The organism is Streptomyces sp. NPDC091371 (assembly GCF_040684275.1).
GTDB lineage: Bacteria > Actinomycetota > Actinomycetes > Streptomycetales > Streptomycetaceae > Streptomyces.
Genome location: NZ_JBFBFP010000013.1, coordinates 168,921 through 179,786, shown reverse-complemented (window position 1 = coordinate 179,786; position 10,866 = coordinate 168,921). Strand labels below are relative to the sequence as shown.

Below are 10,866 nucleotides of genomic sequence, written 5' to 3'. Positions count from 1 at the left end.
CATCGCGAAGCGACGCGAACGAAGTGAGCGCCCTTTACAGGCCGGCCCGACACGGAAGGACTATGGGACTGACGGGAAACCCCCCGCGCCCTCTCCGATTCCGCCCAGCCCGGACCCCGACAACCGCGAAGCCACCGCCGCCCCCAGGGGGCGGGTGGGCAAACACCGCCCCGCCCCCACCCCCCGCGGGGGAGATGGCCGGCCCGCGCCGTGAGCCCCGTACGCCACGCCCCGTGGGGCCGGGGCCACCCCGCCCCTCAGCTGCTCAGGATGCGCGGGCTCAGGGCGCCGCACGGGAGGAGTTCCAGTTCGGCTCCCGCGTCGCGGAGGTCGGTGAGGACGAGCTCGTCGTACATCAGGAGGCCGGTCTGCTCCGGCCAGACGATCGCCCAGAGCCACAGGCCCCGCGCCTCCCCGGCGAAGACGGCCCGGTCGTCGGGGGCGCCTTTCAGGTGCCACAGCGGTGTCGGGCGGCCGGCCGCGGCCACTTTGGCGTGCGGCGGGTCCGATACGTCGATGTGCGGGCCGGGATCGGGGCCGTCGATGCCCGCGAAACGCGCTCCGAGCCCCACTCCCAGTTCCTCGGCCACCAGCAGCAGCTCGCCCATGCCGCCGAGCGGACCGGGCCCCGAGCAGGCCACCGCCGTCGCCCGGCCCCCGCTGCGGTCGTCACCGGCGGAGGCGACACCGGTGAACAGCCATCCCACCGGCAGTGGCCAGGGCATCCAGACCGGCACCCGCGCCCGGTGCACGACCACGCTCAGGCCTTCGACGCTGGGCGGGATCACTGGTTGCAGAGGGTAGACAGCGCCATGCACCGCGCACTGCCAGGAGTCGGAGAAGAGTCCGGGCGCCCTGACCCGGCCACCGCACTTCGGGCAACTTGGTTCACCCCTCATAAGAAGCCACGCTCCTCCCCGCCCGCCCGCCCGTCAAGGCTGGCTCACCCATCCGGGCTGCCGGCCACTCAGTCCAGTGCGACCGCGCTGCGCAACGGGTCCCGCAGGTCGGTGCCGCGGGCGAGCCAGCGTTCCTGGAGGGCCGCGGCGCCGTGGACGCGCTTCCAGGCGGCCTCGTTCGCGGTCATCGGGAGGAGCGGGAGGAAGCGGACCGGGTCCATGGGCTCGTCCAGTTCGAGGTCCTCCACGAGGCCGCCCGGCTCGGCCACGAGGACGGAGCTGAACGCGGACCCGTCCCAGAGCGGTTCGCCCACGTCGAGCGAGGCCCCGGGGGCCACGATCAGGCCCTCGACCTGGGGGGAGGCGGCCAGCACCGCGAGCGGCCGGAGCAGTTTGTCGGTGGGCGCGAGTCCTCCCCGTACGGTCAGCACGAGCTCGGCGCGCGGCCCGCGTACGGGGTCGGCGACCATGTCGGTCGGGTCGGTCATGGGGTGCGCGGACATCCCGAGGGTCGCGTACCGGACGAGGTCTCCCTCGGCGAAGCGGAGTACCTCGATGCGGTCGGTGCCCAGGAAGGTGACGGCGGCGCGGGCGTCGGGTTCGCCGAACGCGGTACGCAGCCGGGCCTCCACGAGGGCCAGAATTTCTGCCATGGAGCGAGCATAGAACTCGTATCAGCCGGGTAAAGGGCGGGTCTTGACCATCCGTCGGCTGATAGTGTTGACAGCTGGTTCGGGCCGCACGCAGAAGCGTTGTTCGAGGCTCTGGACGACAGGACGTCCCTCACGGGGGACCGGCCGGAGGAGGTGGGGCTGCGATGGATCGAAGTCGATCGTGCAGTACCAATCGCTCTTCCGCTTCCCTGACGGGCGACTCCCGCCCCCTGTGATCTGCTGATCAGTAGAAGAGCGACGGCAGAACGTTCTTGTCCTCCGTCCTGTTCCTTCCGCCTGCCCGGGCCGCCCGCCCGCGCCCGCCGTGCCAGTCGGAAGGCCTCCCACCCGTACGGTCCGCAGCCGTGCGCGAGAAGGAGCCTGCCATGTCGATGCTGCCCTACCTGCGTGCGGCCGTCCGTCCGTCGCTGCGCAAGTCCACCCCCGTACAGCCCGGCTACGACACCACCCGCGACCCCTCGGCGAGCAGCGCCGTGGTCGACTGCGCCGTGTACCGCGACGGCCGGCGCGTGCAGGGGCCGGCCTGTCTGACGCCCCGTGAGGCGATCCGCAGGGTCCGCGAGGACGGCGGTTTCGCCTGGATCGGCCTGCACGAGCCCACCGAGGCGGAGTTCGCCGGGATCGCCGCCACCTTCGGGCTGCACCCCCTCGCGGTGGAGGACGCGGTGCACGCGCACCAGCGGCCGAAGCTGGAACGGTACGACGACACCCTCTTCACCGTCTTCAAGACGATCCACTACGTCGACCACGCCGAACTGACCGCCACCAGCGAGGTGGTGGAGACCGGCGAGGTGATGTGCTTCACCGGCCCCGACTTCGTCATCACCGTCCGGCACGGCGGCCAGGGCTCCCTGAAGGGCCTGCGCCACCGGCTCCAGGACGACCCCGACCTCCTCTCCAAGGGCCCCTCCTCGGTCCTGCACTCCATTGCCGACCACGTCGTCGACGGGTACATCGCGGTCGCGGCCGCCGTCCAGGACGACATCGACGAGGTGGAGAGCGCCGTCTTCGCTCCCCCCACCAAGGGCGCCACCCGCGGCGGCGACGCGGGCCGCATCTACCAGCTCAAGCGCGAGGTACTGGAGTTCAAGCGGGCCGTCGCCCCCCTGCTGCGGCCCATGGAACTGCTCAGCGAGCGCCCCATGCGGCTGGTGGACCCGGACATCCAGAAGTACTTCCGCGACGTCGCCGACCACCTCGCCCGGGTGCACGAGCAGGTGGTCGGCTTCGACGAACTGCTGAACTCGATCCTCCAGGCCAACCTCGCGCAGGCGACCGTCGCCCAGAACGAGGACATGCGCAAGATCACCTCGTGGGCGGCGATCATCGCCGTACCGACGATGATCTGCGGGGTGTACGGGATGAACTTCGACCACATGCCCGAGCTCCAGTGGAAGTACGGCTATCCGATGGTGATGGCCTCGATCGTCGGGATCTGCTTCACCATCCACCGCGCACTCCGCCGCCACGGCTGGCTGTAGGGGGTGGCTACTCTGTGCGCATGACTCTCAGCACGCTCGACCTGGCCCTCGTCGAGGAGGCCACCAAGAAGTCCGGCCTGATCTGGGTCCGCGGCGCCGGGGCGGACCGCGCCCTGTGGCACGCCTGGGTGGACGGCGCGGCGCACGTGCTGGGCGACGGCCCCGGCGAGCAGCCCTTCCCCGGGCTGGCGGACGGCGCGGCGGCCGAGGTGACCGTGCGGAGCAAGGACAAGGGCGGCCGGCTGGTCGCCTGGACGGCGACCGTACGGGAGATCGCGCCCCGCAGCGAGGAGTGGGCGGCGGCGGTCGCCGAGCTCAAGGGCAAGCGCCTGAACGCCCCCGACTCGGAGGACATGACCGAGCGCTGGGCTCGCGAGTGCCGCCTGCTGCGCCTGGAGCCCGAAGGCCTGGGCACCCTCCCGGCCGGCTCCCTGGCCGCCTCCCCGCTGCCCTCGCCGGCGATCACCCGCCGCCCGATGCCGGGCCATCTGCCGAAGCTCCTCCTGAAGCGCAAGAAGTCCACCCGCGGCTGACCGCCCCCGCCGGGGCCTGGTGCGGCCGCTGCGCGGGGCCTTCCCCACCCCGCCCCTTCCCGAAACTGGGGCTCCGCCCCAGACCCCGGTCCTCAAACGCCGGACGGGCTGAGGGGTGCGGCCGCGCTGGACGGCTCCGGTTCGGCGTAGCCGGCCGTCACCGCCCGCCGCCCCGCGAGGCTACGGCTTCGAAGGGTTGGCGCCCTGGCCCGTGCCCTTGGACGGGGCAGGGGCGGCGCCGCCCTCCTTCGTGGTCGGCAGCTGCGAGCCGTAGTCCACCGTCTGGTCCTGCGCCGGCGGGTCCAGCGGGAACGTCTTGCCCCACTCCGCGAGCTCCACCCGGCCGGCACCGCCCGCGCGTTCCATGAGCAGCGGGAACGGGGTCCCCTCCAGGGAGACCGAGAGCTTCCCGCCCTTGCCCGCGTCGGCCGTGACCTGGACCGCGCGAGTGTGCCCGACCTTGGTGTAGTCGCCCTTGGCGAGCTTGCCTTCGAGGCCGAGCAGACCGTCCAGCAGGACGTGCATGTCGGTGAAGCCGCGGAACTGCTTGTACGTGGGGTCGCTCTCGGGCACCTTCACGTACTTGTCGCCGAGCTTGCCGGCCGAGTCGGACTGGCCCCAGAACGCCGCGCTCGCCTTCAGGTACAGCTGCTCCCCCACCCGCAGCAGCTGGAAGGTGTCGTCCTGCGACTTCACCTCGCCGGAGCCGCCGTCCGACTTGAGCCGCATGTCGAGCGTGAAGGACTTGCCGCCGCTCACGAGCGTGCCGGACAGGTGCACCGAGTCGGCGGCCGTGGCGGCCGCCTTCGCCTTCTCCTCGATCTTGTCGGCGGAGAGCTTCCCGACCCCGTTCGTGCCCTCGTCCGGATCCGACCCGCAGCCCGTGCCGGTGACGGCGAGTCCCGCGCACAACGCACCGATGAAGGCGGCCCGGCGCAGGCGCGCGGCAGGGAAGTAGGCGGTCACGTGCGGGTGCCTCTCGTCGGTCGTCTGCGAGCAGCTGGCAGCGTACCCGGCGCCGTGCCGCGCACCGTGACCGCGCCCCGGGTGGCCGCGCACCCCCGGGCGGACCGCCCCACCAGGACGCTTGCGCCGGTCACGGGCTAGCCTGAGGGGCGGCAGGACTGTTGAGGGACGCACTAGGAGGCGCTCGGATGGCTGGTGGCGCCCCGCGGATCTTCGTCTCGCATCTGTCGGGTGTGCCCGTCTTCGACCCCAACGGCGACCAGGTCGGGCGGGTCCGCGACCTGGTGGCGATGCTGCGCGTCGGCGGACGGCCGCCGCGGCTGCTGGGCCTGGTGGTCGAGGTGGTCAGCCGGCGCCGGATCTTCCTGCCGATGACCCGGGTCACGGGCGTGGAGTCCGGTCAGGTCATCACCACCGGTGTCGTCAACATGCGGCGCTTCGAGCAGCGCCCCACCGAGCGGCTGATCCTCGGCGAGCTGCTGGACCGACGGGTGAACCTGGTCGCGGACGGCGAGGAGGTCACCGTCCTGGACGTGGCCATCCAGCAGCTGCCGGCCCGCCGGGACTGGGAGATCGACAAGATCTTCGTGCGCAAGGGCAAGGGCGGTGCGCTGCGCCGGCGCGGCGAGACCCTGACGGTGGAGTGGTCCGCCGTGACGGGCTTCTCCCTGGAGGAGCACGGGCAGGGCGCCGAGAACCTGGTCGCCACCTTCGAGCAGATGCGCCCCGCCGACGTGGCGAACGTGCTGCACCACCTGACGCCGAAGCGGCGCGCCGAGGTGGCCAACGCCCTCGACGACGACCGGCTCGCGGACGTCATGGAGGAGCTCCCCGAGGACGAGCAGGTGGAGATCCTCGGCAAGCTGAAGGAGGAGCGCGCCGCCGACGTCCTGGAGGCGATGGACCCGGACGACGCGGCCGACCTGCTGTCCGAGCTGCCGGAGGACGACAAGGAGCGGCTGCTGACGCTGATGCAGCCGGACGACGCGGCCGACGTGCGGCGCCTGCTGTCCTACGAGGAGAACACCGCCGGCGGTCTGATGACCACCGAGCCGATCGTGCTGCGCCCCGACGCGACCGTCGCCGACGCGCTGGCCCGCGTACGGCAGTCGGACCTGTCGCCGGCGCTGGCGGCCCAGGTGTACGTGTGCCGGCCGCCGGACGAGACGCCCACGGGCAAGTACCTGGGCACGGTGCACTTCCAGCGGCTGCTGCGCGACCCCCCGTTCACGCTGGTCAGCTCGATCGTGGACACGGACCTGCGACCGCTGCGTCCGAACGCCTCGCTGCCCGTGGTGACCAGCTACCTGGCCGCGTACAACATGGTGGCGGTGCCGGTGGTCGACAAGAGCGGTTCGCTGCTGGGCGCGGTGACGGTGGACGACGTGCTCGACCACCTGCTGCCTGAGGACTGGCGCGAGAAGGACTTCCACTCGGAGGAGGCCGTAGGTGGCCACTGAGCGGGGGCGCGCCGAGCGCGAGCAGGCACGCGAGCGACGTCGCGAGCAGAACCGTGAGCGGCGCGAGCTGGCGCGGGCCCAGGCCGCCCTGGCGGAGGCCACGGGGGAGCGTTCCTCCGAGCGCGCCGCGAAGGGGGCCGGGACGGGTACCGGGTCCAGTGCGCTGACGCGCCCGCGGGTCCGCCTCGACCTGCCGCGGCCGGCGCGGCGGCGGCTGCTGCCCGAGTACGACCCGGAGGCCTTCGGGCGGCTCTCGGAGCGGGTGGCGCGGTTCCTCGGCACGGGCCGGTTCATCGTCTGGATGACGGTCGTCATCATCGCCTGGGTGCTGTGGAACATCTTCGCGCCGGGGCACCTGCGGTTCGACCCGTACCCCTTCATCTTCCTGACGCTGATGCTCTCGCTGCAGGCCTCGTACGCGGCTCCGCTGATCCTGCTCGCGCAGAACCGGCAGGACGACCGGGACCGGGTCAACCTGGAGCAGGACCGCAAGCAGAACGAGCGCTCCATCGCCGACACCGAGTACCTGACCCGGGAGATCGCGGCCCTGCGGATGGGCCTGGGCGAGGTCGCCACGCGCGACTGGATCAGGTCCGAGTTCCAGGACCTGATCAAGGAGATGGACGAGCGGCGGCTATTCCCGCAGGAACGTGACGAAGGCGACCGCTGACGGGCTTTCCTGCGCCCTGCTACCGAGCCGTACCATCGGGGCATGGCTACCGACACAAGCTCCGCCGCTGACGCCTCCGCGCCCGAGCAGGATGCGATCCTGGACGCGCTGGCGACGGTGAACGACCCCGAGATCCACCGGCCGATCACTGAGCTCGGCATGGTCAAATCGGTGGAGATCGGCGACGGCGGCGCGGTCGCCGTCACCGTCTACCTGACCGTGTCGGGCTGTCCCATGCGCGAGACCATCACCAAGCTGGTCACCGAGGCCGTCGAGAAGGTCCCGGGCGTCACCTCCGTCGCGGTCACCCTCGACGTGATGAGCGACGAGCAGCGCAAGGAGCTGGCGGCCACCCTGCGCGGCGGCACCGCCGAGCGCGAGGTGCCCTTCGCCAAGCCGGGCTCGCTGACCCGCGTGTACGCGGTCGCGTCCGGCAAGGGCGGCGTCGGCAAGTCCTCGGTCACCGTCAACCTGGCCGCGGCGATGGCCGCGGACGGCCTGAAGGTCGGTGTGGTCGACGCGGACATCTACGGCCACAGCGTGCCGCGCATGCTGGGCGTCGACGGCCGCCCCACCCAGGTCGAGAACATGATCATGCCGCCGTCGGCGCACGGCGTGAAGGTCATCTCCATCGGCATGTTCACCCCGGGCAACGCCCCGGTGGTGTGGCGCGGCCCGATGCTGCACCGCGCGCTCCAGCAGTTCCTGGCCGACGTGTTCTGGGGCGACCTGGACGTGCTGCTGCTGGACCTGCCGCCGGGCACCGGCGACATCGCGATCTCGGTGGCGCAGCTGGTGCCGAACGCCGAGATCCTCGTGGTCACCACCCCGCAGCAGGCCGCGGCCGAGGTCGCGGAGCGGGCCGGCTCGATCGCCGTGCAGACCCACCAGAAGATCGTCGGCGTCGTGGAGAACATGTCGGGCCTGCCGTGCCCGCACTGCGACGAGATGGTGGACGTCTTCGGCTCGGGCGGCGGCCAGAAGGTCGCGGACGGCCTGACCAAGACGGTCGGCGCGACGGTCCCGGTGCTCGGCTCCATCCCGATCGACGTGCGCCTGCGCGAGGGCGGCGACGAGGGCAAGCCGGTCGTCCTGTCCGACCCGGACTCCCCGGCCGGCGCGGCCCTGCGCGCGATCGCGGGCAAACTGGGCGGCCGCGCCCGAGGCCTCTCGGGCATGTCCCTGGGCATCACCCCCAGGAACAAGTTCTAGCGCCCCCTGTGCGGGCAATCGTTCCGCCTGGGGGTCCCCCCTGGACGAAGTCCTAGGGGGATGGAACGGGTGGGCACACCGGAACACGCACCCGCAGGGGCCGCGCAGCATGAAAGGGCACCGCCGCCAGGCGGTGCCCTTCCGCTTACCCGTGCCCGTAACCCGGACCTACTCGTACGCGCCGAAGTCGTCGATCACCGAGAACCCGAGCCCGTACGCGCTCATCCCCCGCCCGTACGCGCCCAGATGGACACCACCCCGGGTGGACCCGGCCAGCACCCACCCGAACTCCGACTCGCGGTAGTGGAACGGCGTAGGCTCCCCGTCCACCGGCAGCGACAGCGTCGACCAGTCGTCCCCGCCCAGGTCGTCGGCGAGCTCCCACGCGGCCTCGGTCTGCTGGTCGAGCCAGTCGTTGCGCAGAGCGTGGTCCATCTGGCCCGGCCAGCTGTAGGCCAGCAGCCCGGAGCCGGCCAGCCAGGCGGCCGAGGAGACCGAGGTGGCCTCCAGCACGCCCGTGCCGTCTCCGCTGCGGCGCAGCGGGTTGCTCGCGACGGTGACGACCACCGCGAAGCGCTCCTTCTCGCCGGTGGCGATCTCGCCCCGTGCGGACGGTTCGTCGCCGTGGCCGGTGGAGCCGTGCTCCACGGTGCCGTCGGCGCCGGTGCCGACCTGCATGAGCCAGCGGGGGCCGCTGAAGGCCCCGTCCAGCCCGTACCAGGGGAAGTCGGCCCTCAGGTAGCCCTCGGCGGTCCGGCGGGCCGCCGGAACGGGCGCGGCGGCCTCCTGCGGCTGCGGCGGCTGTTGCGGGGCGGTCTGCGCATCCTGCGCGGGTTCGGCGGCGGGGGCGGGCGCGGGCGCGAGCGCCTCTGCGGTCTGCGCACCTACCCGGCTACTGCTCGTCGTCTCCATGGGGCGGCCTCTCGTTCCGTGGGGTCCGGAACGGCCCGCCCCCCTCGGGCGTCCTACATCCGGACAGATGGAGGATAGCCACCGGACCCGGGATCGTCGGGCAGGCGGAGACTCAGGTGGCGTCGGCGTCGAAGCGGGCGCGCTGGTCGACGGCGGGGGCGGCGGGCTTCTTCAGCAGGTCCGGGCCGGTGCCGGCGGGCGTGGCGGCGCCGTCCGCGGATGCGGCCGGCGCGTCGGCCTCCTTGCCGTTGACGGCGTCGGTGACGTCGTTCAGCTCCTTGCGGAGGTCGAAGCTGCTGCGGATCTCCTTGAGGTCCTCGTTCTCCGTCAGCTGCTTGCGGATGAAGGTCTTCGGGTTCAGGTCCTCGAACTCGAAGTCCTTGAACTCCGGGCCGAGTTCGGAGCGGATGTCCTGCTTGGCGCTGTCGGAGAACGCGCGGATCTTCCGGATGACCCCGGAGACGTCCTGGATGACCTTGGGCAGCTTCTCCGGACCGAAGACGAGGATGGCGAGCACCACGATCGTGACCAGTTCGAGTGCGCCTATGTCGTTGAACACCTTGCCGCTCCTCGGCTCTCTGTCACTGCGGGCCCCGACACACGGTACCCGGCCTTCTCCGCAGGCCCATACCCGCGTGCCCGCCCGGTACCGGTTTCACCCAGCCGTCACGCGGCGCTCATGAGCCGTTCGCCGATCCCAGGACGACGTCCAGCGTGCGCTCCTGGCCGTCGCGGAGCACGGTCAGGGTCAGCCGGTCGCCCGGGCGGTGGGCCCTGATCTTGACGATGAGCTCGTCGCCGCCGCGTACGCGCTGCCCGTCCACCTTGGTGATCACGTCGCCGGCCTTGATCCCGGCGCGCGCGCCGGGCCCGCCGGAGACCACGGACGGCTTGCCGTCCTCGGCCTTGTCCCCGACCCGGGCTCCGTCGCCCGTGTACTCCATGTCGAGGGTGACGCCGATCACGGGGTGCGTGGCGCGGCCGGTGCGGATGAGTTCCTCGGCGACGCGCTTGCCCTGGTTGATGGGGATGGCGAAGCCGAGGCCGATGGAGCCGCCCTGCCGGTCGGGGTCATCCTTGTCGGCGCCCCGGATCGCGCTGTTGATGCCGACCACGTGGGCCTTGGCGTCGAGGAGGGGGCCGCCGGAGTTGCCCGGGTTGATGGGGGCGTCGGTCTGGAGGGCGTCGACGTAGCTGATGTCGCTGCCGTCGCCCTTGTCGCCGCCCGCGGTGACGGGCCGGCCGGTGGCGCTGATGATGCCCGCGGTGACCGTGTTGGACAGGTCGAAGGGGGCGCCGATGGCCACCACCGGGTCGCCGACCCGTACGTTCTCGGAGTTGCCGAGGCTCAGCGGCTGGAGCCCGCGCACCCCGCTGACCTTGACCACGGCCAGGTCGTATCCGGAGTCGCGGCCGACCAGCTCGGCAGTGACGCTCTCGCCGGTGCTGAAGGTGACCGCTATCTCCTTGGCGTCGGCGACCACGTGGTTGTTGGTCAGGATGTGGCCCTGCTGGTCGAGTACGAAGCCGGTGCCCGTGCCGCCGCCCTTCTCGCCCCGCACGTGCAGGGTCACCACCCCGGGCAGCGCGGTCGCCGCGATCCCGGCCACGCTGTCGGGCGCCCGGCCCTTGTCCGCGATCCCCGCCTGGGGCAGCTCCAGCCGGATGCTGCTCTGCCGCTCCGCGAGCACCCCGAGGTAGCCGCCGATACCGCCCGCGAGCAGGGCGGTGCCCACGCTGAGGGCCACCACCTGCCAGAGCCGGAAGCCGCGCCCCTCCCGGCCGCGGTCCACGACCTGGAGCGGCTGGGCGCCCCAGGGGTCGTACCGGACCCCGACGGCCGGCTCCGGCTCCGGCTCCCGGCCACCCGCGTCCGCGGCCCCGGCCTCGGGCCCGTCTTCAGGTTCGCGCTCGGGGCCCTCCTCGGACCCGCCCGCGGGCCTGGGGGCCGGGACCCCTTCGCGGCCGCCGGCCGCGCCCTCGGGCCGGCTCCACCACGACGGAGCCGGTTCGGTCTGCTGCCTGTCGGCCATGGGCGCTCCCCGCGTACCCATGCGCT

General features: G+C 72.4%; 11 protein-coding genes. 5 read left to right on the top strand and 6 right to left on the bottom strand.

The features are described from left to right. Positions 1 to 257: 257 nt before the first annotated feature. Positions 258 to 899: a DUF6758 family protein gene (locus tag AB0O21_RS17625; protein ID WP_365172022.1), complete on the bottom strand. Its 642-nt coding sequence runs from the start codon at positions 897 to 899 to the stop codon at positions 258 to 260. Between the two features lie 68 nt (positions 900 to 967). Beyond that, positions 968 to 1,552: a suppressor of fused domain protein gene (locus AB0O21_RS17620; RefSeq protein WP_365172021.1), complete on the bottom strand. Its 585-nt coding sequence runs from the start codon at positions 1,550 to 1,552 to the stop codon at positions 968 to 970. A gap of 386 nt (positions 1,553 to 1,938) precedes the next feature. On the opposite strand from AB0O21_RS17620, the gene AB0O21_RS17615 reads away from it, so the two are divergent. Next, a complete protein-coding gene (locus tag AB0O21_RS17615; protein WP_365172020.1) occupies positions 1,939 to 3,054 on the top strand; it encodes a magnesium and cobalt transport protein CorA in 1,116 nt (371 codons plus the stop codon). A 20-nt stretch (positions 3,055 to 3,074) separates the two neighbouring features. Next, complete coding sequence (locus AB0O21_RS17610) at positions 3,075 to 3,587, top strand: hypothetical protein (RefSeq protein ID WP_365172019.1); 513 nt, start codon at positions 3,075 to 3,077, stop codon at positions 3,585 to 3,587. A gap of 180 nt (positions 3,588 to 3,767) precedes the next feature. Here AB0O21_RS17610 and AB0O21_RS17605 read toward each other — a convergent pair whose 3' ends face one another. Then, a complete protein-coding gene (locus tag AB0O21_RS17605; protein WP_365172018.1) occupies positions 3,768 to 4,553 on the bottom strand; it encodes a hypothetical protein in 786 nt (261 codons plus the stop codon). A 188-nt stretch (positions 4,554 to 4,741) separates the two neighbouring features. On the opposite strand from AB0O21_RS17605, the gene AB0O21_RS17600 reads away from it, so the two are divergent. From AB0O21_RS17600 to AB0O21_RS17590, 3 genes are all read left to right on the top strand, one after another. Then, a complete protein-coding gene (locus AB0O21_RS17600) occupies positions 4,742 to 6,013 on the top strand; it encodes a CBS domain-containing protein (RefSeq protein WP_365172017.1) in 1,272 nt (423 codons plus the stop codon). Positions 6,014 to 6,101: 88 nt separating this feature from the next. Continuing rightward, the gene (locus AB0O21_RS17595; RefSeq protein ID WP_365172034.1) at positions 6,102 to 6,683 is read left to right on the top strand and encodes a DUF1003 domain-containing protein; all 582 of its coding nucleotides are present in this window, start codon (positions 6,102 to 6,104) and stop codon (positions 6,681 to 6,683) included. A 42-nt stretch (positions 6,684 to 6,725) separates the two neighbouring features. Next, positions 6,726 to 7,895 carry an Mrp/NBP35 family ATP-binding protein gene (locus tag AB0O21_RS17590; protein WP_365172016.1) on the top strand — a complete coding sequence of 390 codons (1,170 nt, stop codon included), beginning with the start codon at positions 6,726 to 6,728 and terminating at the stop codon, positions 7,893 to 7,895. Positions 7,896 to 8,063: 168 nt separating this feature from the next. Here the strand turns inward: AB0O21_RS17590 and AB0O21_RS17585 are convergent, their stop codons facing one another. The 3 genes from AB0O21_RS17585 to AB0O21_RS17575 all read right to left on the bottom strand — a co-directional run bounded on the left by AB0O21_RS17585 (position 8,064) and on the right by AB0O21_RS17575 (position 10,861). Beyond that, positions 8,064 to 8,807, bottom strand: coding sequence for a hypothetical protein (locus AB0O21_RS17585; RefSeq protein WP_365172014.1), 744 nt, complete (start codon positions 8,805 to 8,807; stop codon positions 8,064 to 8,066). 112 nt (positions 8,808 to 8,919) lie between these two features. Then, positions 8,920 to 9,366: a sec-independent translocase gene (locus tag AB0O21_RS17580; RefSeq protein WP_365172012.1), complete on the bottom strand. Its 447-nt coding sequence runs from the start codon at positions 9,364 to 9,366 to the stop codon at positions 8,920 to 8,922. Positions 9,367 to 9,484: 118 nt separating this feature from the next. Next, the gene (locus tag AB0O21_RS17575; protein WP_365172010.1) at positions 9,485 to 10,861 is read right to left on the bottom strand and encodes a trypsin-like peptidase domain-containing protein; all 1,377 of its coding nucleotides are present in this window, start codon (positions 10,859 to 10,861) and stop codon (positions 9,485 to 9,487) included. Between the last annotated feature and the right edge of the window lie 5 nt (positions 10,862 to 10,866).